This window comes from Campylobacter sp. RKI_CA19_01128 (assembly GCF_025771175.1).
GTDB lineage: Bacteria > Campylobacterota > Campylobacteria > Campylobacterales > Campylobacteraceae > Campylobacter_D.
This window is the reverse complement of the sequence record NZ_JAKMPU010000005.1, coordinates 70610-93582: the sequence shown is the minus strand read 5'-3', so window position 1 is coordinate 93582 and position 22973 is coordinate 70610. Positions and strand designations below refer to the sequence as shown.

At 29.1% G+C, this 22973-nt stretch carries 28 protein-coding genes; 27 read left to right on the top strand and 1 reads right to left on the bottom strand.

Going from position 1 to position 22973, the window contains the following annotated elements:
* Positions 1 to 7 precede the first annotated feature (7 nt).
* The 7 genes from nuoI to L8U98_RS04965 are packed head-to-tail and all read left to right on the top strand — an operon-like array spanning position 8 to position 8496.
* Positions 8 to 640 carry an NADH-quinone oxidoreductase subunit NuoI gene (gene nuoI, locus L8U98_RS04995; RefSeq protein ID WP_039668894.1) on the top strand — a complete coding sequence of 211 codons (633 nt, stop codon included), beginning with the start codon at positions 8 to 10 and terminating at the stop codon, positions 638 to 640.
* Positions 633 to 1139, top strand: coding sequence for an NADH-quinone oxidoreductase subunit J (locus tag L8U98_RS04990; RefSeq protein WP_263679527.1), 507 nt, complete (start codon positions 633 to 635; stop codon positions 1137 to 1139). Before nuoI ends, L8U98_RS04990 begins: the two co-directional genes overlap by 8 nt.
* Complete coding sequence (gene nuoK, locus L8U98_RS04985; RefSeq protein WP_039667768.1) at positions 1139 to 1450, top strand: NADH-quinone oxidoreductase subunit NuoK; 312 nt, start codon at positions 1139 to 1141, stop codon at positions 1448 to 1450. Before L8U98_RS04990 ends, nuoK begins: the two co-directional genes overlap by 1 nt.
* A complete protein-coding gene (gene nuoL, locus L8U98_RS04980) occupies positions 1438 to 3240 on the top strand; it encodes an NADH-quinone oxidoreductase subunit L (protein WP_263725182.1) in 1803 nt (600 codons plus the stop codon). The genes nuoK and nuoL overlap by 13 nt, the downstream gene beginning before the upstream one ends.
* Position 3241: 1 nt before the next feature.
* Positions 3242 to 4711: a complex I subunit 4 family protein gene (locus L8U98_RS04975; RefSeq protein ID WP_263725181.1), complete on the top strand. Its 1470-nt coding sequence runs from the start codon at positions 3242 to 3244 to the stop codon at positions 4709 to 4711.
* Positions 4711 to 6108 carry an NADH-quinone oxidoreductase subunit N gene (locus tag L8U98_RS04970; RefSeq protein WP_263725180.1) on the top strand — a complete coding sequence of 466 codons (1398 nt, stop codon included), beginning with the start codon at positions 4711 to 4713 and terminating at the stop codon, positions 6106 to 6108. Before L8U98_RS04975 ends, L8U98_RS04970 begins: the two co-directional genes overlap by 1 nt.
* A gap of 24 nt (positions 6109 to 6132) precedes the next feature.
* A complete protein-coding gene (locus tag L8U98_RS04965) occupies positions 6133 to 8496 on the top strand; it encodes a tetratricopeptide repeat protein (RefSeq protein ID WP_263737851.1) in 2364 nt (787 codons plus the stop codon).
* Here L8U98_RS04965 and miaA read toward each other — a convergent pair.
* Positions 8487 to 9362: a tRNA (adenosine(37)-N6)-dimethylallyltransferase MiaA gene (gene miaA / locus L8U98_RS04960; protein WP_263725177.1), complete on the bottom strand. Its 876-nt coding sequence runs from the start codon at positions 9360 to 9362 to the stop codon at positions 8487 to 8489. The genes L8U98_RS04965 and miaA overlap by 10 nt on opposite strands.
* Before the next feature lie 69 nt (positions 9363 to 9431).
* Here miaA and mqnP point away from each other — a divergent pair, with 69 nt between their 5' ends.
* From mqnP to L8U98_RS04860, 20 genes are all read left to right on the top strand, one after another.
* The gene (mqnP, locus tag L8U98_RS04955) at positions 9432 to 10307 is read left to right on the top strand and encodes a menaquinone biosynthesis prenyltransferase MqnP (RefSeq protein WP_263725176.1); all 876 of its coding nucleotides are present in this window, start codon (positions 9432 to 9434) and stop codon (positions 10305 to 10307) included.
* Complete coding sequence (locus L8U98_RS04950; RefSeq protein WP_263725175.1) at positions 10298 to 10801, top strand: hypothetical protein; 504 nt, start codon at positions 10298 to 10300, stop codon at positions 10799 to 10801. The genes mqnP and L8U98_RS04950 overlap by 10 nt, the downstream gene beginning before the upstream one ends.
* Positions 10794 to 11315: a hypothetical protein gene (locus L8U98_RS04945; RefSeq protein ID WP_070255378.1), complete on the top strand. Its 522-nt coding sequence runs from the start codon at positions 10794 to 10796 to the stop codon at positions 11313 to 11315. Before L8U98_RS04950 ends, L8U98_RS04945 begins: the two co-directional genes overlap by 8 nt.
* Positions 11316 to 11324: 9 nt before the next feature.
* Complete coding sequence (gene moaA, locus L8U98_RS04940) at positions 11325 to 12293, top strand: GTP 3',8-cyclase MoaA (RefSeq protein WP_263702297.1); 969 nt, start codon at positions 11325 to 11327, stop codon at positions 12291 to 12293.
* The gene (locus L8U98_RS04935) at positions 12293 to 13042 is read left to right on the top strand and encodes a 7-carboxy-7-deazaguanine synthase QueE (RefSeq protein ID WP_263725174.1); all 750 of its coding nucleotides are present in this window, start codon (positions 12293 to 12295) and stop codon (positions 13040 to 13042) included. The genes moaA and L8U98_RS04935 overlap by 1 nt, the downstream gene beginning before the upstream one ends.
* Positions 13039 to 13623, top strand: coding sequence for a 6-pyruvoyl trahydropterin synthase family protein (locus tag L8U98_RS04930; RefSeq protein WP_012662122.1), 585 nt, complete (start codon positions 13039 to 13041; stop codon positions 13621 to 13623). Before L8U98_RS04935 ends, L8U98_RS04930 begins: the two co-directional genes overlap by 4 nt.
* Entirely contained in the window at positions 13623 to 13823 is a 201-nt protein-coding gene (locus tag L8U98_RS04925; RefSeq protein ID WP_039668882.1) for a hypothetical protein, read from the top strand. The genes L8U98_RS04930 and L8U98_RS04925 overlap by 1 nt, the downstream gene beginning before the upstream one ends.
* Complete coding sequence (locus L8U98_RS04920) at positions 13823 to 14233, top strand: hypothetical protein (RefSeq protein WP_039668881.1); 411 nt, start codon at positions 13823 to 13825, stop codon at positions 14231 to 14233. Before L8U98_RS04925 ends, L8U98_RS04920 begins: the two co-directional genes overlap by 1 nt.
* Positions 14233 to 14895 carry a 16S rRNA (uracil(1498)-N(3))-methyltransferase gene (locus L8U98_RS04915; RefSeq protein ID WP_173776935.1) on the top strand — a complete coding sequence of 221 codons (663 nt, stop codon included), beginning with the start codon at positions 14233 to 14235 and terminating at the stop codon, positions 14893 to 14895. Before L8U98_RS04920 ends, L8U98_RS04915 begins: the two co-directional genes overlap by 1 nt.
* Positions 14896 to 14972: 77 nt before the next feature.
* A complete protein-coding gene (gene rpmE, locus L8U98_RS04910) occupies positions 14973 to 15173 on the top strand; it encodes a 50S ribosomal protein L31 (RefSeq protein WP_012662118.1) in 201 nt (66 codons plus the stop codon).
* Positions 15173 to 15991: a 16S rRNA (cytidine(1402)-2'-O)-methyltransferase gene (gene rsmI / locus L8U98_RS04905; protein WP_263663881.1), complete on the top strand. Its 819-nt coding sequence runs from the start codon at positions 15173 to 15175 to the stop codon at positions 15989 to 15991. Before rpmE ends, rsmI begins: the two co-directional genes overlap by 1 nt.
* A gap of 19 nt (positions 15992 to 16010) precedes the next feature.
* A complete protein-coding gene (rlmB, locus tag L8U98_RS04900; RefSeq protein WP_263663882.1) occupies positions 16011 to 16691 on the top strand; it encodes a 23S rRNA (guanosine(2251)-2'-O)-methyltransferase RlmB in 681 nt (226 codons plus the stop codon).
* The gene (locus L8U98_RS04895; RefSeq protein ID WP_263725173.1) at positions 16684 to 17562 is read left to right on the top strand and encodes a hypothetical protein; all 879 of its coding nucleotides are present in this window, start codon (positions 16684 to 16686) and stop codon (positions 17560 to 17562) included. The genes rlmB and L8U98_RS04895 overlap by 8 nt, the downstream gene beginning before the upstream one ends.
* Entirely contained in the window at positions 17556 to 18362 is an 807-nt protein-coding gene (locus L8U98_RS04890; RefSeq protein ID WP_263663884.1) for a hypothetical protein, read from the top strand. Before L8U98_RS04895 ends, L8U98_RS04890 begins: the two co-directional genes overlap by 7 nt.
* A gap of 12 nt (positions 18363 to 18374) precedes the next feature.
* Positions 18375 to 19577, top strand: coding sequence for an LL-diaminopimelate aminotransferase (locus tag L8U98_RS04885; protein ID WP_263725172.1), 1203 nt, complete (start codon positions 18375 to 18377; stop codon positions 19575 to 19577).
* 1 nt (position 19578) lies between these two features.
* Complete coding sequence (locus tag L8U98_RS04880; protein ID WP_263725171.1) at positions 19579 to 20832, top strand: homoserine dehydrogenase; 1254 nt, start codon at positions 19579 to 19581, stop codon at positions 20830 to 20832.
* A complete protein-coding gene (locus tag L8U98_RS04875) occupies positions 20833 to 21171 on the top strand; it encodes a YraN family protein (protein WP_220555475.1) in 339 nt (112 codons plus the stop codon).
* A 51-nt stretch (positions 21172 to 21222) separates the two neighbouring features.
* Entirely contained in the window at positions 21223 to 21537 is a 315-nt protein-coding gene (trxA, locus tag L8U98_RS04870) for a thioredoxin (RefSeq protein ID WP_012662110.1), read from the top strand.
* Positions 21538 to 21655: 118 nt separating this feature from the next.
* A complete protein-coding gene (gene trxB, locus L8U98_RS04865) occupies positions 21656 to 22594 on the top strand; it encodes a thioredoxin-disulfide reductase (protein ID WP_263725197.1) in 939 nt (312 codons plus the stop codon).
* Positions 22595 to 22658: 64 nt separating this feature from the next.
* The gene (locus L8U98_RS04860) at positions 22659 to 22958 is read left to right on the top strand and encodes a PepSY-like domain-containing protein (RefSeq protein ID WP_070255351.1); all 300 of its coding nucleotides are present in this window, start codon (positions 22659 to 22661) and stop codon (positions 22956 to 22958) included.
* Positions 22959 to 22973: the final 15 nt, after the last annotated feature.

Here is a 22973-nt window from a genome sequence, read left to right as displayed (position 1 = left end):
AAAAACAATGAAAAAAGGTTATTTTAAAGTAGATTTTGAGCGTAAAAATCCTCAAAATGCTTATGAAAAATTCATACAAGTAATCAAGCGTTCTTTAAATACAGAACTTTTTGTAGGTTTGTTTGTCGTATTAAGAGAAATGTTTAAAAAAAATAATAGTGCAACGATTAAATACCCTATGGAAAAAGTTGCTTTAGATAATCGCTACCGTGCGGTACATCGTTTGATGCGTTTTATTGAAAGTGAAAATGAATGTTGTATTGGTTGTGGCTTGTGCGAAAAAATTTGCATTAGTAATTGCATAAGAATGGAAACAAGTTTAAGCGAAGATGGACGCAAAAAGGTTGAAAATTATAGTATCAATTTAGGACGTTGTATTTATTGCGGATTTTGTGCTGATGTTTGTCCTGAACTTGCTATTGTACATGGCAAAGAGTATGAAAATGCAGCAGAGCAAAGATCGTATTTTGGTCAAAAGGAAGATTTTTTAACTCCTATCGATGAGCTTAAAAATCAAGTAGTATTTGAAGGAAGTGGTAGTTTAAGAAAAGATGCTGATGATTTAGTAAAGAAAACTCCAAATTATTATGAGATAGATTTGCAAAGACAGCAAGATACCCCAAAGGAAGAAAATGTTTGAAACGATAGCTTTTTGTTTGTTAAGTGTTTTGGTATTGGGATTTTTTCTAATTAGCGTTTTAAGTACTAGTGTACTTTATGCTATTAGTTCTTTGGCTGCGGCTATGGTTTTTTTGAGCGGATTTTATTTTTTACTTAATGCTGAATTTATTGGAGCAATTCAAATTATCGTTTATAGCGGGGCTATTTTAGGTCTTTATAGTTTTGCTATGATGTTTTTTGATGCTTCGATAAAAGTAAAGGAAAGTCTAAAAGGTAAAAGAGTATTTATTTTTGCTGTGATTTTTAGTGCTATTTTGTTAATTAGTATTATTATGGGCTATAACTTTGGTTTAAATGAAACTAGTGAAGTTTATGATCTTGATTCAACTCAGCAAATAGGTTTTACTTTATTTACAAAATACATGCTTGCTTTTGAATTTATGGCAATTTTACTTTTAATAGCTTTAATTTGTGCAATAGCACTTACTCAAAAAAATATAAAAAAGGATGAGCAATGATGTTAGAAAAATACTACATTGTGGCTATTTTGATGTTTATCATTGGTCTAATAGGTATTATAAAACGCCAAAATTTAATTATGCTTTTTATTTCAAGTGAAATTTTATTAAACGCTGCTAATTTGGCCTTAGTTACAGCAGGAGCTTCTCATAAAGATATTGAAGGACAAATTTTTGCTTTATTTGTAATGGGGGTTGCAGCTTGTGAGGTAGCTGTTGGGATAGCACTTTGTGTTTTATGGTATAGAAAAACAGGAACACTAGAGCTTAGTTCTTTAGCTGAAAAAGGAGAGTTAAAATGCAAAATTTAGCTTTAATTGCACTTTTTTCTCCTTTAGTTTCAGCTATTGTTTTAGGTATTTTTGCTTTTAGTGCTAAGAAAATTATTTTAGGTTATTTAGCTTCTTTGCTTATAGCTTTTTCGGCACTTGCTTCAATTATTTTATTAAGCAATGGAGTGCATTTTAATTTTGAACTTGGTACTTGGATATCTTTGGTAGATGTTAGTTTTGGTTTTAAAATAGACTCTATTACTTTAATTATGATGAATGTAGTAAGCATAGTTGCTACTTTTGTGCATTTATATAGTATATTTTATATGGAGCATGATGAAGGGTTTAATCGCTATTTTAGCTATTTAGGGCTTTTTGTTTTTTCTATGATGTTCTTGATTATGAGTGATAATTTCTTAGGACTTTTCATAGGTTGGGAGGGCGTTGGACTTTGCTCATGGCTTTTGATAGGTTTTTGGTATCATAATGAAAAATATACCTTTGCTGCTAATGAAGCATTTATCATGAATAGAATTGCAGATTTGGCTTTGCTTTTAGGAATTTTCTTAATTTATATAGAGTTCAATTCTTTAAAATACGATGAGTTTTTTACCCTTTTATCTTTAGGGCATGAAAATGATATGATTTTGATTTTAATAGCACTTTTACTTTTTGTGGGCGCTATGGGTAAATCAGCACAATTTCCTTTCCATACTTGGCTTGCTGATGCTATGGCAGGACCTACACCAGTTTCAGCGCTAATCCATGCTGCAACTATGGTTACTGCGGGAGTTTATTTGGTGATTCGTGCTGGAGAGCTTTATTTGCAAGTCCCTGAAGTAGGGTATTTTATCGCTATACTTGGAGCTTTTGTAGCGCTTTTTGCCGCTTCTATGGCTATGGTGGCTAAAGATTTAAAGAGAATTATTGCTTATTCAACGCTTTCTCAACTTGGGTATATGTTTGTAGCAGCAGGTCTTGGGGCTTATGCTATAGCTTTATTTCATCTAGCAACCCATGCATTTTTTAAATCTTTATTATTCTTAGGTGCAGGTAATGTTATGCATGCGATGAATGATAAGCTTGATATTAGCAAGATGGGTGGACTTTATAAAAGTATGCGTTTTAGTGCTATTTTAATGCTTATAGGCTCTTTGGCTTTGGCAGGAATTTATCCTTTTGCAGGATTTTTCTCTAAAGATTTAATTTTAGGATTTTCTTTTATAAGTCATCATCATGGAATTTTCTTGGTGCTTTTAATAGCAGCTTTTATGACAGCTTTTTATAGTTTTAGACTTTTAATGCTTGTATTTTTTACTCCAAAAAGACATGAAGAACATCCTCATGAAGCTAGTAAAATAGCTTTGCTTGCGATGAGTCCTTTGGCTTTACTTGCTATTATTGCAGGATTTTTTGAGCATAGTTTTATGGAGTTTGTGAGTCAAAACTTAGCTTTTATTGATGGACAAAATTCTTTAGTTATGGTGCTTGCAAGTGCTGCTGCAGTGCTTGGGGTGCTTTTAGCTATTATAGCTTATTGGAAAAATTGGTTTAAACCTTCACTTTCTAAAACAAGTATTTATAAGCTTTTGTTTAATGAATACTATATACCAAGGTTTTATCATCAATTTATTGTTAGTAAATATGCTTTATTTTGTGAATTTTTAAGAAAAAGCGATAAAGAAATTTTAGATACTTTGGTAGATAGTGTTGCATTTTTCCTTAAAACTTTTGCTAGAACTCTTAGCATAGGTAAGGATTATTCTTTGGTTTTAAGAATCGCAGTGTTGGCTTTTGTATGTTTATTTTGTTTAGCGTTGGCGGTGTAGAATGCTTAGTTTATTAATGTTATTTCCATTTTTTGCAGCTTTTATAGCTTTGTTTTTGCAAAAAGAAGATAGCAAGTCTTTTGCTATTTTAGTTAGCTTTTTGATTTTAGTTTTTAATGTTTTTTTATTGTTTAATTATCATAATGGTATAGCTTATGAGTTTAGTTTAAATTCTTTAATAGTTAATTTTCATATCGGTGTAGATGCTATAGCGCTTTATTTAATGTTGCTTTGTTCTATTATGATTTTTTTATCTTTTGTATGTTTGGATATTCAAGATAAAAGTGTTGTAGTAAGTATATTTTTATTGCAATTTTGTATTATAGGGCTTTTTGCTTCATTAGATGCTTTATTATTTTATGTATTTTGGGAGTTTTCTCTTATACCGCTTATTTATTTAATAGGCAGATATTCAGATAATTATAAAGCAGGGATTAAATTTTTCATTTATGCATTTTGCGGTTCTATGCTCATGCTTTTAGCGATTATTTATGTAGGATTTTTGTATTATCAAAGTTTTGGGTATTGGAGTTTTGATTTACTTGCTTGGTATAAGAGTGAATTTTTCATACCTGAAAGTGTGCAAAATTTAATCTTTATAGGATTTTTTATCGCTTTTGCGATTAAAAGTCCTTTATTTCCTTTCCACACTTGGGCGCCAAAAGTTTATGCAAAAAGTCCGACTTTAGTATCTGTAATGCTTGTTAGTTTTAAAATGGCTCCTTTTGGATTTTTAAGATTTATCTTGCCTTTAACACCTGATACTTTAAATCATTATTATTCTTTACTTGCTATTTTATGTATAGTTGGAATTTTATATGCAGCTTTAATTGCTTTTAAAACCAAAGATTTAAAAGAATTAATTGCTTATAGCTCAATTTCACATTTGGGTGTGGTGATTTTGGGTATTGTGACTTTTACTTATAATGGGGTTAGTGGTTCTGTATTTTACATGTTTGCACATGGTATAGTAACGGGTGGTTTGTTTTTGGCTGCTTATATGCTTTATAAAAGATATCATACTTTTGATTTAGACTTTTATAAAAATTTAGCTAAAACAGCTCCATTATTTAGCTTTTTCTTTGCGGTGTTATTATTTTCATCTATTTCACTACCTTTGACTATTTCTTTTGTAGGTGAGTTTTTAATTTTACAAGGCATAGCAAGTGTGAATTTATGGTATGCATTATTTGCAGGTGGTGTGATTATTTTAGGGGCTATTTATATGTTAAATATTTATAGAAATATGTTTTTTGCCACTAGTGAAGAAAAAATAGAGAAATTAATATTAAAAAAAGGTGAAATTTTTGTTTTGAGTATTTTAAGTGCCTTGGTAATTTATTTAGGGATAGCTCCAAGTGCTATGCTTGATGAAATTGCTTTGAATGTAAATAGCATTCTTGAAGTTATGCAAACAAGAAATATTGCAATAGAAAATCAAAAAATCATAGATGATATAAGAGGTTTTTAATGAGTGGCTTTAGTTTAGAAAAATTCAATTTTGTATTATTATTTCCTGTGTTATCATTGCTTTTTTGGGCTATTGTTTTGCTTTTATTGGATGCATTTAAAAAACTTTCTAGAAATTTTTATATAGGAGCAAGTGTTATAGCTTTATTTAGCGCTTTGTGTTTTTTATTGCTTTATAATGGCTTTGTTTTAGATAACTCTCATGCCTTTTTTGGTTTATTTGTAAGTGATAATTATGCAATTTTTGCTCAAATAGTTATTTTAGTTTTTTCAATGCTTTATTTATTAATGGATAAAGATGAGCAAAAGGCAGAGTTTTTTTCTTTGTTTTTATTTATGATTGCTTCTTTGATATTAATGATATCAAGCACTAATTTAATTGTAATTTTCCTAGCTTTAGAAGGTTCTTCTTTAGCTCTTTATACGTTAATAGCACTAAGAGGAACTCATAATGCTATTAGCTCTAGTATAAAGTACTTTACTTTAGCTGCGGTAGGCGCTGGGTTTTTTGTCTTTGCTTGTGCTTTTGTATATTTAAAAACAAAATCTTTGGATTTAGATAATCTATTGCATTCTGAATATATTTCAGATCCTATCTTGCTTTGTGCTGGGGTAATGTTTTTAGTTATTGTTGGAGTAAAACTTTCTATTGCACCTTTTCATTTTTGGTTAAAAGATGTGTATTGTGGAGTGCATACAAATTTTATAGCATTTATATCTATAGTACCAAAAATAGCTATGATAATAGTAGTTTTAAGAATTTTTTCTGCTTTGGGCGGTGGAGTAAAATTTGAATACATAGTAGCATTACTAGCAATTTTTTCTATGCTTGTTGTAAGTATAGTAGCTTTAATCCAAAAAGATGTGAAAAAAATGCTAGCATATAGTTCTATTACTCATTCTTCTTTTATATTAGCAGTTATTGTTTCTAGTATGAGTGTGAGTTCTCAAGGAGATGGGACTTCTTATTTGCTTTCAATTTTTGCTTTGTTTGTGTATTGGATATCTTTTGCTTTTGCAAATTATGGAATTTTTTTGATATTGAGTTTATTTCAAAAAAGTTCATTTGAGAGTTTTTCGGGCTTGTTTAATCAAAGACCAGTATTGTCTATAATGCTAGCTATATTCATTTTGTGTATAGCAGGTATTCCGCCTTTTGGTATTTTTTGGGGTAAAATTTTAATTTTAGCTTCTATTTTAAACTCAGGCTATTATGTACTTATATTTGCTATAGCTTTAAGTTCTATGATTATGCTTTATGCTTATTTAAAAATTTTAATTTATGTTTTTTTCAAAAAGGCTCAAATCATAGAAAGTGCAAACTTAGATGTAAAACAAAAGATTATTTTATGCTTGTGTTTGATTGGAAGTGTTTCTTGCGTGTTTTTGCTTTTGTAAAATAATATTGCTATAATCACGCTTATGATAAGGGTTTTATTTTTATTTTTATTAAGTATAACTTATACATTTTCTTTTGAAATTATTGTTAATAAAGGGGAAGAGCATAAACGCCCTTTTACGCTTTTGCATTTAAAAGATGATAAGGATTTTACTTGCAAAAGTGTTTTTGAATTTGAAAAAACCCATTTTGAGTGCAATGTTTTAGGTGTTAGCAATATGCAGTTTCAAAATAAAGAATTTGATGATTTTACGATTTATTTTGAAAAGCACCAAACTTTTTTGACAATCAAAATCTATCCTAAAATTTTAGCTAAGATGTTTAATTATTCTCAAGATATTTTTAATGCTAAAGAAATTCAAAGTCAAAGTGAAGATGCTTCTAAGCATTTTGTATTTATTTTTACCAAAGATTTAAGGTATTATAAACCTAGCGATGGGCTTGATTTTGATATTTATTTTGATGATGCATTAATGCCTTATATTGGAGCATTAGATTTAAATTCTAATCCTATGGAAACTTCAAAAAGTGCAGATTTTAACGCTTATTTTAGTATAAAACAAGAATATGAAGCAAAAAAATATGATCAGGTTTTAAGGGATGCAACTAGCGCTATTAAGCGTTATCAGGGTAGTGTATTTATGAATGAATTTGAGCTTTATAAATTAAGAGCTCAAAATAAACTATACACTTATGAACTTGATAAAGACCAAGTAATTTTAGAGCAAATGTTAGATGATGCTAAAAGATGGGTAAGAACTTATATTAACGATAAAGATTATACAGAAGTAATGTATATTATGATGAGAGTTTATATGGGTTTATCGCAAAGATCTAATGTTGAATATATTATAGATACTTTAAATACTGAACACAAAGGCGATAAATATACTATAATGGCTTTACTTGATTATGCAGATTATTTGTATCATTTGGGTAAAAAAAATACCGCAAATAATATTTATCAAGATGTGTATTATTCTACTCCAAATGCAGATTTAGCCAGTAGAGCCGCTTTATTTTTATCAAAGAATCATCTAGAGGCAAAAAATATAAAAGAAGCCAAAGAGTTAGCAAATAAAATTTTAGAATCAAACCCTGAATTTTTCATGAGTGATTTGGAAAATTCTCTATTATTGGCAAAAGCTTTTGCTAATAATAGGGTTTATGATTTAAGTTCTAAAATTTATGAGTATATTTTTACGCATTTAACCAAGGTAGATAAAGAATATGAAAGAGTATTAAAAGATCTTGCCTTGTCTTTATTAAATGCAAATGAGCATATTAAGGCTCAAAAATATTTAGATCTTTATGCAGAAGATTTTCCTTTGGGTGAATATGTGAGTTTAATTAAAGAAGCACAAGATAAAAACTTTTTATATTTAAAAGATGCTAATGCAAGTTTTTTGCATCAAAAATATGAAGAAATTATGAAAAAATACGCTGGAGAAATTTCTAGTAAGGCGCTGTTTGATAATGTCAAATTATATTTTCAAGAAAAAAATTATGAAAAGGTTATAAGTTATCAAAAAGACATTGAAAAATACTCCAATAAAGAAGTAAAAAATCTTTTAGAGCAAGCTGCTATTTTGGTTTTAGAGCAAAGATTAAAAAATGATGAGTGTTTGGCTGCTATTAAAATATATGATGATTTTAAAGCCTATAATATAGGAGGCAAAATACAAAATAAAAAACAAATGCTTGAGTGTTTTAAACGCACAACGCGCATAGAAGAAGCTAAAAAATACATAGTGGAAAATGAAAATGATGATATTATCTTTTATAAGCTTCAAAGTGCTGATTTAGCTCTTAAAGATAAACGCTATAACTTTGTTATAAAAACAATTAACGATATTTTAAACACAAGAACGATTATTAGTGATAATGAAAAATTTGAAGCAAATTATATTAAATTTTTTGCTGAGCTTAGATTGCAAGATTATAATGCCATGATAAGAACTTTACAAAAACTAGAGCAATTTCCTATGAATTATCGTATGGTGGAATTATATTATGAGTTTTTGCGTTATTGTGAAAAAAATAATTTTCTAACAAGTATTTTAAACTATGCTCCAAAGGCTATTGATTATCAAAACTTAAAGGGAGTAAATCTTTTTAGTCCCGATTTAGAATTTATCTATATCAAAGCTTTAAAACAAAGCAATCAAGCTCAAAAAGCCTTAACTTTGTTTAAAGACTTACTTGCTAATCCTTTAAAAGATGATGAGCGCGCAAGAGTTTTTTATGTGCAAAGCAATATTTATGAAGATTTAAAAGATGTGAAAAATCAAAAACAAAGTTTGCAAAATTGTATAGATATTAACGCAACAAGCAATTGGCAAAATTTATGTAAAGATAAATTAAATGTCTTAAATACTCAGCCTTGATATTTTTTTAAAATATAAGCTTTTAAACTCTCATAAGCATTTTGAAAATCTAAAATTTCTTTATTGAATTTTTTATTAAAAGTTCTTTGTCTTTTAGCAAGTTGTCTTGTGTGGATGATGATGAGCTCTTCAAGCTCATTTAAATTTATTTTTTTATCTAAAAACTCTTTGCATTCTTTTAAACCTATGGAATTTAGTGCTTTTAAATGATGATCATAATTATCAAATAACATTTTAGCTTCATCTATTAAGCCCTCATTTAGCATATTTTTAGTGCGCTTAATAATGCGTTTTTCTAAAAGATCTTTTTGCCAAGAAATTTCAAAAATATCAAGTTTTTTAATCAAAGCTTCTTGTTTGGTTTCTTTTAAAACTTCACTTGGAATTTTATTAGTTTGCTCATAAATTCCAAGCCATTTTTTCAAACGATAAGTATCGTTTTTTTCTATTTTTGCTTGTGGATCAATTTTTATCATTAAATGATAAATTTCATCGTTACTTAGTGTGCTTTGACTTTCTTTGAAATTTTCACTCAAGCCATCCATTAAAGCTTTTAAATAAAAGCTAGTTCCACCTGTGATAATAAGCATTTGATTATTTTTTTGGGCAAAAGCCTTTGCTTTTTTGTATTCTTCAAAAAACAAAGCGATGTTAAAATGCTCATTGACATTTAATAAATTTATGCCAAAATAATCAAGCTCATCTAGGGTTTTTTGCTCTGTTTTTGCTGAAGCGATGTTGATTTGTTTATACACGCAAAGACTATCAAGGCTTAAAATGCTTGCGTTAAATTCATAAGCTAGTTTATTAGCAAGTTCTGTTTTGCCACTTGCAGTGGTTCCAATGAGTGCAAATTCAAAAAACATCGTAAAAATATCCTAAATTTAAAATTATTTTAGTAAAATCATAACAAAAATATATTATAAAGAGAAAAAATGCCTATATTAAAAGAAAAATTGAAAGATATTTTAGACTTGATAGTTTTTAAGCATTCTATTTTTGCCCTACCTTTTTTATTCACTTCAATGATTGTGGCTTCTGTTATTTTAAATGATAGCACTTGGTTTGGCTTTAAGGCTTTATTTTTGGGTGTTATTTGTGCAGTGAGTGCAAGAAATTTTGCAATGGCGATTAATCGTTTGATGGATGAGGATATTGATAAAAATAATCCAAGGTGTGCAAATAGACCTAATATCGATGGGCGTATAGGTAAAACTAGTATTTTACTTTTTATTGTTTTAAATGCTATTATTTTTGTTTTGGCAAGTTATTTTATTAATAAGCTAGCTTTTGCTCTTTCCTTGCCGGTATTATTTATTTTAGCTATTTATTCAGCTTTTAAAAGATTTTCATCCTTAGCGCATTTAGTATTAGGATTTTGCCTAGGGCTTGCTCCTATTGCAGGTAGCATTGTAGTTTTGGGAAGTATTGAAATTTATAGTGTGATTTTGTGTTTGGGTGTTACTTTTTGGACAGCTGGTTTTGATTTGCTTTATGCTTTGCAAGATATGGAATATGATAAAAAAACAGACTTGTACTCTATACCTGCTAAATTTGGACTTGAAGCAACCTTATTTATCTCAGCGTTTTGTCATGTTTTAGCAGTACTTTTTTGGCTTTTATTTGTCTGGGTGGCTCCAACAGGAAATATTGCCTTTTTAGGCGTGATAATTAGTGCGATTATTTTATTTTTTGAACACCGCATTGTTAGAAAGAATTTTGCAAAAATTGATAAAGCATTTTTTACTTTAAATGGATATTTAAGTATAGTGTTTTTTATATTTATTTGGGTTGATCTTTTATGGAGATAAAATTTTTTAAAAGCTCGTTAGAGCTTGAGTTTGAAGAGAGCAAAGAAAGATATGAAGAGTTTTTACAAGAATATCTTTCAAGTAATAATTATGTCAATTTAAGTAAATGGAAAAAGCTTGCCTCAAGAGTGGAATTTAGTGAAGGTGAGCAAATTATTTTTGATTTGCTTATGGATATAAAACAAGAATTGTATTTGATAAAAAATGATATCAATAAAACAAAATTATTTACAGATTTAAAATATAAAGCCTTTGTGGTGGGTGTAAATTTTGCACACATTCAATTTAAAGAAAAGTGTTTGACTCAAGATGAGGAATATTATGCAAGATTTGAGTTAAATGGTCAAAAAATTAGTATTTTTTTTAAAGCTTTAAATGAAAATGAGGCAAAAATCACACAAATAAAAGCAGAAGATGAGCTTGTGTATGATAATTTTGTGGCAAATATGCAAAGAGCGATGATTAAGATTTTAAAGGAGCAAGAAAATGGGTAGTGATTTATTATTGTGGCTTGTGGTAGCTTTATTAATTTTTGCTATGTTTGCTTATATGATGATAAAAGAAAAAGAAAGTATTGCTAAAATTAATGAGCTTGGTAAGATGATAGAAGATTTAAACAAGCAATATCATTATTTAAAAAAAGAAAGTTTAGATGAACAAGAACAAGAAAAAGAAGAAATAGATACTGAAGCCATTAAAGAAGAGCTAAAAGAAGAACTTTTGCAAGTGCTAGAACAAAAAATTAATCAAAATATCATTCCTATTTTAAGTGCTTTAAAAGAAGTAGAAGAGGTGATTGAAGAATTTCAAAGTGAGCAAAAAAATCGTTTATTAAATTTAGAACAAAAAACCCAAAGTATTACAAAATTAAGCCCAAGCTATGATAATGAAGAACAAAAGGTAATAGAGCTTTTTAATCAAAAAAAATCCATTGAGCAAATTGCCAAAGATTTGCGTATAGGCATGGGCAGAGTTGAGCTTATTTTGAAATTTAATAAATTATTATAAAGGCCTTTGATGTTGGTAGATAGTTATGGAAGAGTGATAGATTATTTAAGAATTTCAGTAACACAAAGATGTAATTTTCGTTGCCTTTATTGTATGCCAAAAACTCCATTTGAATGGAGTGCTAAGGAAAACCTTTTATCTTTTGAAGAACTTTTCATGTTTGTTAAAGTTTGCATTGATGAAGGGATTAAGAAAATTCGTATTACAGGCGGTGAGCCTTTAGTAAGAAAAGATTTGCATAAATTTATTGCTATGATTAGTGAGTATAAGCAGGATATAGACTTAGCACTTACTACTAATGCTTCTTTGTTAAAACAACAAGCAAAAGATTTAAGACAGGCAGGTTTAAAAAGAATTAATATCTCTTTAGATACCTTAAAAGAAGAAGTGGCTTTTAAGTTAGCCCAAAAAAATATACTTAAAGATGTATTAAATGGTATTAATGAGGCTTTAGAATTAGGCTTTAATATTAAATTTAACACCGTAGCTCTTAAAGGGATTAATGATAGTGAATTTATCGATCTTTTAGAATTTGCCAAAGCACGCAAAAGCCAAATTCGCTTTATAGAATTTATGGAAAATTATCATGCTTATGGGGATTTAAAAGGCTTAAAATCAGCAGAAATTTTAAATATTATTGCTCAAAAATATTCTTTTAAAGAAGGACAAAAAACCCCTAACGCGCCTGCGACTATTTATGAGCTTGAAGATGGGTATGAGTTTGGCATTATTGATCCACATAGCCATGATTTTTGTGATAGTTGTAACCGTATAAGACTTTCAGCTGAAGGGCTTTTAATACCTTGTTTATATTATGATGAAGCTTTAAGCATTAAAAAGGCTATACGTAATAAAGACATAGCAGGTGCTTGTGAGGTTTTAAAAACCGTGATAAAAAATAAATCAGAAAAAAATAGATGGGCAGAAAATGAAGCCAATCAAAGTTCTACAAGAGCCTTTTATCAAACAGGTGGATAATGGAAGTTGTTGAAACTTTTTTAAGCTTGCAAGGTGAGGGAAAATATAGTGGAAATTTAGCTGTATTTGTAAGGTTTGCTGGGTGTAATTTTAACTGTATAGGCTTTGGAGTAAAAAAAGAAAAAGATTCTAAAATACTTTTGGGTTGTGATACTATAAGAGCTGTTTTTACCAAAGAATTTAAAACTTGTTATAAAACATATACTTCAGTAAAGCTTTTTGATGAGGTTTTAAAACTAGCAAATTCACACAAAGCTATGGTTGTTATTACAGGTGGTGAGCCTTTATTAAATTATCAAAATAAAGATTTTTTGTGTTTTATTAATTTACTTTTAGAAAATGACTTTAAAGTGCATTTTGAAACCAATGCAAGTATTGAAATTGATTTTGAAAAATATCCTTTGTATAAAAAATGTTATTTTGCTTTAGGAGTAAAGCTTAGCAATAGTGGTGTAAAAAAAGAAAAAAGGATTAATGAAAAAGCATTGAAAGCTTTTAAATATTATGCTAAAGATAGTTTTTATAAATTTGTTTTAGATAAGGATTTTTTACAAGAAAGTAAAGCCTTAGGCGAAATTAATGAAATTTTACAAATTTGTGAAAATGAGGTATTTTGTATGCCTATGGGGTCAAGTGAAGAAGAAATTTCTAAAAATGCCTTAAGTATTGCTGAATTTTGTATAAAAAATGGATATAATTACTCCGATAGATTGCATATTAGAATTTGGGGAGATAAAGAAGGCGTATGATTATTAGAAAAATGTTTGAATTTGAAAATGCTCATATTGTTAGATTTTGTAGCTCCAAGCGATGTAAAACAAGCATACATGGACACTCTTATAAGGTAGAAATTTTACTTGAGAGTAAATACCTTGACAATGCGGGAATGGTATATGATTTTGGTTTGTTAAAAGATGAAATAAAACAAATTATTGATAGTTTTGATCATGCTATTACGCTTTTTAAAGATGATGATAAAGTTTATTTAGAAGATATGAAAAAACACTCACAAAGATGGGTAAGTTTACCTGTGAATGTAAGTGCAGAAAATTTTGTACGCATATTTTTTGTACTGATAGATACCTTGCTTTTAAAGACTAAGATGGTCAATGGCGAGCAAGGTGTTAGCTTAAAAAGTATTATTGTGCATGAAACAAGAACAGGCTATGCACAAGGTTTTAGAGAAGATGCTTATAGTGAGTTTTTACCAAAGATAAATTTGGCAGATATTGAATTTTCACAAGCTATAAGCGATGAATGGAAAGATAAAGATTTTTTTAAAAAACTTCAAGATGCAAATTTTGTTTTTATTAATCAAAAGGAGGTGTAATGAAAAAGATTTTATTGATTGTGCCATTATTGTTTTTTATTGCTTGCTCAAGTCAAGAAGATACAAGCGTAAAAAAAGAGGTGCAGACTGAGCAAGTTCAAATTGAGCAAAGTGATTCTAATGTGATTATAGATGATGATACGCTTCCTATACCTGTAGATGATGATATCAAAGATGAAAATAACACACAAGGACAGTGATGGATCAAAGTTATGAGTTTTTTTTAGCATTGCATGTATATAGTTTATACGCAAATGGCTTTTTAATGTTGTTTTATTTGTATTTAACTCAAAGTAGTTTTTCGCAAGAGTTTATTTTTATAAAAAGAATTCGCCTATTTTTGCCAATTTATTATTTATTTTTAGCAATTACACTTTTTACAGGAAGTTTGCTTTGGGCTTTAAAGCATTTTGAGCTAAATTTATACATGCTTTCTATGTGGTTTTGTTGGATTTTTATCTTTGCTTTGGCTATTTATCAATTTGTTTTATTTAAAAAAGCAAGATTGTTCAAACGTTATGCTAAATTTAGATTTTTAAGCTTTTTTATTTTGTGTTCGGGTATATTTTTACTTTTTGTGCCTTATTTGCTTCAAAGGTTTTATTTTTAATGCGATTTTTATATCACCCACAAAGTGGTGCTTTAAATTTAGAGCTAGAAAATGAAGCTTTCTTGCATTTAAAAGCTAGAAGAATTAAAGTAGGCGATAAAATCATATTAAAAAATTTAAAAGATTTTTTTGCTTATACTTATGAATGCATAGAGTTTTCTAGACGCTCATGTGCATTAAATTTACTTGATAAAAAAGAAGAAAAACAAGAATTAAAAACGCATTTACACCTAGCTTTAGCGGTGATTGATCCAAAGATTATAGAAAAAACCTTACCTTTTTTAAACGAGCTTGGAGTAGCAAAGCTTTCTTTTGTGTATATGGATTATTCACAAAAGAATTTTAAATTAGATTTTAAAAGAATGGAAAAGATTCTTATAGAATCATCCCAGCAATGCGGTCGTGCCTCTTTAATGGAGCTTGAAAGCTTTGGTGATTTTAAAAAATTTCAGCAAGTTTATAAAAATATTGTTTTAATAGACTTTGAAGGTGAAGATTTGATGAGATTTGAACCTAGTGAGCATGTGTTTTTAATAGGCGCTGAAGGTGGATTTTCGCAAAAAGAAAGAGGGGAGAATGTAAAAAAAGCAAAATTACAGGCTGATTTTATACTTAAAGCGCAAACAGCTTTAATAGGGGTTGCTTCAAAATTCATAATTTAAAAACATGCTTAAATTTAGCTATTTTTTATATAAAAATTTATATAATTACGCCTTAATGTTTTGAAAAAGGATAAACAATGAAAAAAGAAATTCACCCAGAATATGTAGAATGCAAAGTTAGTTGTGCTTGTGGAAATTCTTTTACTACTAAGTCAAATAAACCAGAAATTAAAGTTGATATTTGCTCAAGTTGTCATCCATTTTTTACAGGTAGTGAAAAAATCGTAGATGCTGCGGGTCGTGTAGAGAAATTTAAGAAAAAATACGCAATGCAATAATGTTATATTTTATTCCTACGCCCATAGGAAATTTAAACGATATTTCTTTTCATTCTTTAGAAATTTTACAAAAATGCAAACTCTTTTTATGCGAAGATACGAGAGTTTGCAAATCCTTAGTTCATCTCCTTAATGAAAAATTTAATTTAGAAATAAAACCTGATAAATATTTAGCCTTACATACTCATAATGAAAAAGATTTTTTAGCAAAAATAGATGATGATTTTTTTAAACAAGATGTTGCATATTTGAGTGATGCGGGTATGCCAGGTATTAGCGATCCGGGGCAATTTTTAATTGAATATGCCGTTAAAAATAATATTGATTATGAAGTCTTGGCAGGGTCAAATGCTGCTTTACTTGCATTAGTTTCAAGTGCATTTTGTAAAAAAGAATTTATTTTTATGGGTTTTTTGGCTAATAAAAATCCTCAAAGACAAAAAGATATTGAAAATTTAATGCTTAATCCTTATCCTAGTATAGTCTATGAAGCACCTACTAGGATACTTAATTTAGTAGAAGAAATTAGTAAAATTGATCCTTTAAGAGAAATTTTTATCATAAAAGAAGCAACAAAGAAATTTGAAGCCAAATTTAGAGCAAATGCCTTAGAAACTTTAGAAAAATTAAAAACAATGAACTTGCGTGGCGAATGGTGTGTAGTCGTAAGTGCTAAAGAAAAGCAATTTCACCAAAATACCTTGTGTGAGCAAGATATTTATGAACTTGATTTGCCTTTAAAAACAAAGGCAAAGCTTCTTTCAAAAATCAATGCGAAATCTCCAAAAGAAAATTATCAAAAACTGCTTTTAAGTTGAATTTGGTTATTATTTAAAAATGATAGTTTATGGTAAGCAAGTGTTTTTTTATATCTTAGAAAAGCACAAAGAAAAAATTAAAGAAATTTATTTAGCAAAAGAATGTGAAAAAGCTGATTTTTCAAAAATAGCAAAGGCATCAAAAAAAATTAAAAAACTTGATTTTAAGGCCGCGCAAAGTTTGGCAAGAGGTGGAAATCATCAAGGTTTTTTAATGGAAATTGATGATTTTGAATTTAGCTCTTTTGAGAGTTTAAAAGAAAAAGATTTTATAGTTATTTTATATAATATTAGCGATGTTGGAAATATAGGCGCTATCGTGCGTAGTGCTTATGCTTTGGGTGCTGATGGGATTATTTTGGTAGCTAAAAGTGTGGCTATGGATGGAGTTATTCGTGCAAGTAGTGGCGCGGCTTTAGATATGAAAATAGTTTTAAATGATGATATTTTAAGCATGATAAATGAATTAAAACAAAAAGGTTTTTATATCTATGCTAGTGCAAGCGGAGGTAGTGATATACATACTATCAAGGCCAAAAATAAAAAAGTTTTGATTATGGGAAGTGAGGGTTTTGGTATAGCACCAAAGGTGCTTAAAAAATGCGATGAATGTGTGGGGATAAAAATGCACAATGATTTTGATAGTTTAAATGTTAGTGCAGCATTTGCAATACTTTGCGATAGGATGAAAAATGGATAGTTGGAAAAAATTAGAAGATTTAAATTTATTAGAAGTTCAAAAAAGAACACAAATAGAAATAACTTGTCTTGAATATATTATTAAAAAAGATTTTAAGTCTTTATCTCGTTTTAATATAAATGGTTTTATCAAAATTTTACAAAGAGAATATGAGCTTGATTTTTCTAACTTTTTAGAAGAATATCATGCCTATTTAGAAGAAAATGGTATTGAGAAAAAAAATCATGTGCATATTGCTCCTAGAATGAACTCATATACCAAAGAAAGCTCAAGTGTATGGTATATTGTGATTATAGTAGTAGTGCTTTTGATAGTGGCTTTAGCTTGGGGTGTTTCAAGATTTTTCCAAAGTTCCACACTAGATGAAAATACTACTAATGTGCTAAATCAAGAACAAATTATCTTAGAAGAAAAAGTTGATGAGAATGAAACTCCAGTTCTTAATTTTTTTGCTGATGAAACCACAGAAAACAATGAAACAAATACAAGTGCTATTTTAGAACCAATAGATGAGAGTAATAATACTATAGAAGAAACATTAGAGGGTAATACTAGTTTAAATATGCCTGAAGAAAATATGGTTTTGCTTAAAGAAAGTATTATAAAACCAAGCGCTGAGCTTTGGCTTGGTATGGTGGATTTAAAAACTTTTAGAAAAAGTTCTTTGACTGTTAAAAATGATTATATTTTATCTTTAGATAAAGATATGCTTATTACTACAGGTCATGCTGCTTTTAGTTTAAATGATGAGAATAATAATACTTTAGAGTTTAAAAATGGCGTGTCTAAGTTTTTAATGATTAAAGATGGTAAAATCAAACAAATTACAAAAGCTGAGTTTATAAAAGAAAATAGAGGAAAATTATGGTAAGAATTTTAATATTTTCCATTTTTTTTGCTCTTAATGCTTTTGCGCTAAGTGCTTTAGAAGTTGCTAAGCATATTGTTAATGATAATTCTAAAGATGCACAATTGGAACTTTTGTTTGCAAGAAATGATTATAAAGATGAGCGCGGAAACGTAGATATTTACACTATTTCTCAAATTTTAAAAACCAATTCTTTGGCAAATTTTATATTAAATGAGCCAAAAACTTTAACTTTTAGTTTTAAAGCCCAAGCTGATTCTGTTTTGTTTTTTAAAACAATCAATGATACTTTAAATGAACTAGGTTATATTTATTTTATACCAACTGAATTAACTTTAAGGGAAAACTATATCACATATAAGTTAGCCGTAGATTCTCAGTATATGCTTGATCCAGGAGTTTTTTATAAGGCTTTGTTGGGTAGTTCTGTTTTTATTAAAGATATTTATAAAATTTCAGAGTTAAATTATGAATATGAGCTAGATTTTTCAAAAGCAAAACCTAAAGTCAATACTCAAATTCCATTAAATACTATTACTCAATTAAACAAACCTTTAAGAGAATATATTATTGATTTGCAAGGTGCAAAAAGTATGGAGCTTAGTGCGCACAATCTTGATTCTTGGTTTTGCAAAATTCAATTTTTAGATAAAAACTTGAATTTTATACAAGGTGTAGAAAATACACATAAGCAAAATGAAGTAAATGTAAATATACCATTGGGCGCAAAATATGCTATTATAGGAGATATGTTTAGCCTTGATAATATAAAAAGGGGTTTAAAAATTTACTTAAGACGCTAAAAAGGACGGACGATGTTTGAAGAAATTCATTTTAATACCATAGAAAGACTTCCAAATTATGTTTTTGCTGAAGTTAATGCGATTAAAATGGCAGCAAGAAGAGCAGGGGAGGATATAATAGATTTTTCTATGGGAAATCCTGATGGCAAAACTCCTCAGCATATTATAGACAAGCTTTGCGAAAGTGCAAATAAAGACAAAACTTCAGGGTATTCTGCTTCGAGTGGAATTTATAAACTAAGACTTGCAATTTGTAATTGGTATAAAAGAAAATATGATGTTGATTTAGATCCTGAAAGTGAAGTAGTTGTAACGATGGGCTCTAAAGAAGGCTTTGTAAATTTAGCAAGAGCTGTTATTAACCCAGGGGATGTAGCTATTGTGCCTACACCTGCTTATCCTATACATACTCAAGCTTTTATCATAGCAGGTGGTAATGTAGCAACTATGAATTTTGATTTTAATGAAAATTATGAATTAAACGAAAATACTTTTTTTGAAAATTTACAAAAAACACTGCATGAAAGTATTCCACGTCCAAAATATGTAGTGGTAAATTTTCCGCATAATCCTACAACAGTTACAGTGGAAAAAAGTTTTTATGAGAGATTGGTTGCTATGGCAAAAAAAGAAAGATTTTATATTATTTCTGATATTGCTTATGCGGACTTAACTTTTGGCTCTTATAAAACTCCTTCGATTTTTGAAGTTGAAGGTGCTAAAGATGTAGCAGTAGAAACCTATACACTTTCAAAATCTTACAACATGGCAGGTTGGCGTGTAGGTTTTGTGGTAGGTAATAAACGCTTAATTGCGGCTTTGAAAAAGATCAAATCTTGGTTTGATTATGGTATGTATACGCCTATACAAGTTGCTGCTACTGTAGCTTTAGATGGAGATCAAACTTGTGTTGAAGAGATTAAGGCAACTTATGCAAAAAGATTGGAAGTCTTACTGGAATCATTTTACCAAGCAGGATGGGAATTAAAAAAGCCTAATGCAAGTATGTTTGTTTGGGCAAAACTCCCTCAAAGCAAGGCCCATCTTGGTAGTATGGAATTTTCTAAGCAGCTTTTACAAAAAGCAAATGTAGCAGTAAGTCCTGGAGTTGGCTTTGGTGAAGCGGGTAATGAGTATGTTAGAATAGCTTTAATAGAAAATGAAAACCGTATTCGTCAAGCAGCAAGAAATATCAAAAAATACTTAAGAGAATAAAATGAAAATAGCGATTTTAGGCTATGGCACGGTAGGAAGTGCTGTTGTAGAAACTTTGTTAAAAAATCAAGATTTAATTAAAGCAAGATGTGATGAAGAAATTATTCCGGTAATTGCTTTAGCAAGAAGTGCAAAGCCAAATGCATTGATTCCTGTGGTTAATGATATTGATGAGGTTTTAGAGCGTGAAGATATTGATGTATTTGTGGAGTTAATGGGTGGTATTGATTTACCCTTTGAGATAATTTCAAAAATTTTAAAAAGAAAAAAATCAGTAGTAACTGCTAATAAAGCTTTACTTGCTTATCATCGTTATGAGCTTGAAAAATTAGCACAAGATACAGCTTTTGGTTATGAGGCAAGTGTAGCGGGTGGAATTCCTATTATTAAAATTTTAAAAGAGGGTTTGAGTGCCAATAATATCGTTTCTATCAAAGGCATTTTAAATGGCACAAGTAATTATATTTTAAGCAAGATGGCAGAAGATAATGCCAAATTTCAAGAGGTATTAAAAAAAGCCCAAGATTTAGGATATGCTGAAGCTGATCCTACTTTTGATATAGAAGGATTTGATGCTGCGCACAAGCTTTTAATTTTAGCAAATATTGCTTATGGACTAAGAGTAAAACCTGAGGATATCTTGATTGAGGGTATTAGTAAGGTAAGCGATGAGGATATTTATTTTGCAAAGGAATTTGAGTACACCATAAAACATTTAGGTATTGCTAAAATAAAAGATGAAAAAATAGAATTAAGGGTTCATCCTGTTATGTTAAATAAAGATAAAATGTTAGCAAAAGTTGATGGGGTGATGAATGCTATCAGTATAGATGGGGATATTTTGGGCGAAAGTTTATACTATGGTCCAGGAGCAGGTGGCAAGGCAACTGCAAGTGCTGTTGTAGCAGATTTAATCGATATAGCAAGAAAAGAAAAAAATAGTGCTATTTTTGGATATTTAAATGATACTTCTTATAAGCTTTTAAATAAGGATGAAATTTATACAAGATACTATCTAAGATTAAAAGTATTAGATAAAATAGGTGTTTTATCAAAAATTACGCAATTAATGAGTGAACATCAAATTTCAATCGATACTTTTTTGCAAAAGCCAAAAAAAGAAAAGCAAGATTGTAGTACTTTATTTTTTATTACTCATCAAACTTATGAAAAAAATATACAAATTTTAACTCAAAAACTTAAAGAACAAGAATTTGTTAAAGATGATGTTTTTATGATGAGAATAGAAGATTAAATGGCTTTATCACAGTATCTTTTTGGTATAAAAGGTGAAGATATAGCATGTGAATATCTTAAAAATAAAGATTTTGAAATTTTAGAAAGAAATTTTCATTCTAAATTTGGAGAAATTGATATTATTGCTAAAAAAGATAAAATTTTACATTTTATTGAAGTTAAAAGTACACAAGGAAATTATGAAGTAGCCTATAGACTAGATGGCAAAAAATTTAACAAAATTATTAAAACCATAGAGTATTACTTTATGAAACACAAAAGTAATGAAAATTTTCAATTAGATTTACTTTGCGTGTATAAAGATGATATAAAACTTTTAGAAAACATTAGTTATTAAGAGAATGTTTATTTTAATCTAATAAAATCTTAAAAAATTAAAGGAGATAACATGGGAAAATATATTGATTTAACTGCAGAAAATTTTGCACAAGCAAAAGAAGGCGTAGCTTTAGTAGATTTTTGGGCTCCATGGTGCGGACCTTGTAGAATGCTTGCACCGGTAATTGATGAGCTTGCAAATGATTTTGATGGCAAGGCTAAAATTTGCAAAGTAAATACAGAAGAGCAAGGTGATTTAGCTGCGCAATTTGGTGTAAGATCTATTCCAACTATCTTTTTCTTTAAAGATGGTGAAGTGGTTGATCAATTGGTTGGTGCTCAATCAAAACAAGTTTTAGCAGATAAACTAAACTCACTTTTATAATCTCAAGCCACTTTTAGTGGCTTTTCTTCATATTTTTTACTATTTAATAATTTTTATTATTTATAATTAAAGAAAAATTTGTATAATATCTCTGAAATAAATCACAAGGAAAATAATGATGTTAGATTTAGCTATTATAGGCGGTGGCCCTGCTGGTTTAAGTGCGGGATTATATGCTACTAGAGGTGGATTAAAAAATGTTGTAATGTTTGAAAAAGGTACACCAGGTGGGCAAATAACTTCAAGTTCAGAAATTGAAAATTATCCTGGAGTTGCACAAGTTTTAGATGGAATTTCTTTTATGGCTCCATGGAATGAACAATGTATGCGTTTTGGTTTAAAACATGAAATGATAGGTGTAGAACAAATTAGCAAAAATACTGATGGTAGTTTTAATATCAAATTAGAAAATGGTAAAGTCGAACAAGCAAAGACTGTTATTATTTGTACAGGTTCTACCCCACGTCGTGCAGGTTTTAAAGGCGAGGATGAATTTTTTGGCAAAGGTGTAAGTACTTGTGCAACTTGCGATGGATTTTTTTATAAAAATAAAGAAGTAGCTGTTTTAGGTGGAGGAGATACAGCCTTAGAAGAGGCATTGTATCTAGCTAATATTTGCTCAAAAGTATATTTAATCCATAGAAGAGATGAGTTTAGAGCAGCGCCTTCAACGGTAGAAAAAGTAAGAAATAATGATAAAATAGAATTAATCACAAATGCAGTGGTTGATGAGGTTTGTGGTGATAATATGGGTGTTAATAAGGTAAAAATAGCATTTAATGATGGCTCTAAAAGAGATCTTGATGTGCCTGGAATTTTTACCTTTGTTGGATTGAATGTGAGAAATGAAATCTTAAAACAAGAAAATGGTGAGTTTTTATGTGCTATGGAAGAAGGTGGTCAAGTGAGTGTTGATCTTAAAATGCAAACTAATATAGCAGGGTTGTTTGCAGCAGGTGATTTAAGAAAAGATGCTCCAAAACAAGTAATATGTGCAGCAGGTGATGGAGCAGTAGCAGCACTTAGTGCTTTAGCATATATTGAAAATTTGCATTAATCTTCACATAAATTTCACAAAAATTAATTAAGATTCTCCTATAAAAAATCAAGGAGAATCTAAAATGAAAAAAATACTAATTCTAAGTACAACTTTAGCGCTAATGGCTAGTGCAAATATTACACAACAAAATACTAATTCATATCAACAAAATATGCCTCATATGCCTCAGCATAATCCTTATGCGCAAAATTATTATGGGCTTTCTAAACCTATTATGGATAAAATTCAAAGTTCTTTTCCTGGAGCTTTTATTGTAGATGTGGATTGGGAAGAATTTGGTTATGAAATTAAACTAAGTAATAATATGGAAATGTTTTTTGATAGAAATGGAAATTTTTTAGGGCAAAAATGGGATGATTAATTAAAAGCGTTATTT

Coding starts and splice junctions, on each gene's coding strand:
- L8U98_RS04970 (WP_263725180.1), top strand. CDS start 4,711: ATGAGTGGCTTTAGTTTAGAAAAATTCAATTTTGTATTATTATTTCCT.
- moaA (WP_263702297.1), top strand. CDS start 11,325: ATGTTGGTAGATAGTTATGGAAGAGTGATAGATTATTTAAGAATTTCA.
- L8U98_RS04885 (WP_263725172.1), top strand. CDS start 18,375: ATGTTTGAAGAAATTCATTTTAATACCATAGAAAGACTTCCAAATTAT.
- nuoI (WP_039668894.1), top strand. CDS start 8: ATGAAAAAAGGTTATTTTAAAGTAGATTTTGAGCGTAAAAATCCTCAA.
- nuoK (WP_039667768.1), top strand. CDS start 1,139: ATGTTAGAAAAATACTACATTGTGGCTATTTTGATGTTTATCATTGGT.
- L8U98_RS04875 (WP_220555475.1), top strand. CDS start 20,833: ATGGCTTTATCACAGTATCTTTTTGGTATAAAAGGTGAAGATATAGCA.
- L8U98_RS04880 (WP_263725171.1), top strand. CDS start 19,579: ATGAAAATAGCGATTTTAGGCTATGGCACGGTAGGAAGTGCTGTTGTA.
- L8U98_RS04920 (WP_039668881.1), top strand. CDS start 13,823: ATGGATCAAAGTTATGAGTTTTTTTTAGCATTGCATGTATATAGTTTA.
- L8U98_RS04915 (WP_173776935.1), top strand. CDS start 14,233: ATGCGATTTTTATATCACCCACAAAGTGGTGCTTTAAATTTAGAGCTA.
- L8U98_RS04975 (WP_263725181.1), top strand. CDS start 3,242: ATGCTTAGTTTATTAATGTTATTTCCATTTTTTGCAGCTTTTATAGCT.
- rsmI (WP_263663881.1), top strand. CDS start 15,173: ATGTTATATTTTATTCCTACGCCCATAGGAAATTTAAACGATATTTCT.
- L8U98_RS04925 (WP_039668882.1), top strand. CDS start 13,623: ATGAAAAAGATTTTATTGATTGTGCCATTATTGTTTTTTATTGCTTGC.
- mqnP (WP_263725176.1), top strand. CDS start 9,432: ATGCCTATATTAAAAGAAAAATTGAAAGATATTTTAGACTTGATAGTT.
- nuoL (WP_263725182.1), top strand. CDS start 1,438: ATGCAAAATTTAGCTTTAATTGCACTTTTTTCTCCTTTAGTTTCAGCT.
- L8U98_RS04945 (WP_070255378.1), top strand. CDS start 10,794: ATGGGTAGTGATTTATTATTGTGGCTTGTGGTAGCTTTATTAATTTTT.
- L8U98_RS04990 (WP_263679527.1), top strand. CDS start 633: ATGTTTGAAACGATAGCTTTTTGTTTGTTAAGTGTTTTGGTATTGGGA.
- trxB (WP_263725197.1), top strand. CDS start 21,656: ATGTTAGATTTAGCTATTATAGGCGGTGGCCCTGCTGGTTTAAGTGCG.
- L8U98_RS04860 (WP_070255351.1), top strand. CDS start 22,659: ATGAAAAAAATACTAATTCTAAGTACAACTTTAGCGCTAATGGCTAGT.
- rlmB (WP_263663882.1), top strand. CDS start 16,011: ATGATAGTTTATGGTAAGCAAGTGTTTTTTTATATCTTAGAAAAGCAC.
- L8U98_RS04950 (WP_263725175.1), top strand. CDS start 10,298: ATGGAGATAAAATTTTTTAAAAGCTCGTTAGAGCTTGAGTTTGAAGAG.
- miaA (WP_263725177.1), bottom strand. CDS start 9,362: ATGTTTTTTGAATTTGCACTCATTGGAACCACTGCAAGTGGCAAAACA.
- trxA (WP_012662110.1), top strand. CDS start 21,223: ATGGGAAAATATATTGATTTAACTGCAGAAAATTTTGCACAAGCAAAA.
- L8U98_RS04935 (WP_263725174.1), top strand. CDS start 12,293: ATGGAAGTTGTTGAAACTTTTTTAAGCTTGCAAGGTGAGGGAAAATAT.
- L8U98_RS04890 (WP_263663884.1), top strand. CDS start 17,556: ATGGTAAGAATTTTAATATTTTCCATTTTTTTTGCTCTTAATGCTTTT.
- L8U98_RS04930 (WP_012662122.1), top strand. CDS start 13,039: ATGATTATTAGAAAAATGTTTGAATTTGAAAATGCTCATATTGTTAGA.
- L8U98_RS04965 (WP_263737851.1), top strand. CDS start 6,133: ATGATAAGGGTTTTATTTTTATTTTTATTAAGTATAACTTATACATTT.
- rpmE (WP_012662118.1), top strand. CDS start 14,973: ATGAAAAAAGAAATTCACCCAGAATATGTAGAATGCAAAGTTAGTTGT.
- L8U98_RS04895 (WP_263725173.1), top strand. CDS start 16,684: ATGGATAGTTGGAAAAAATTAGAAGATTTAAATTTATTAGAAGTTCAA.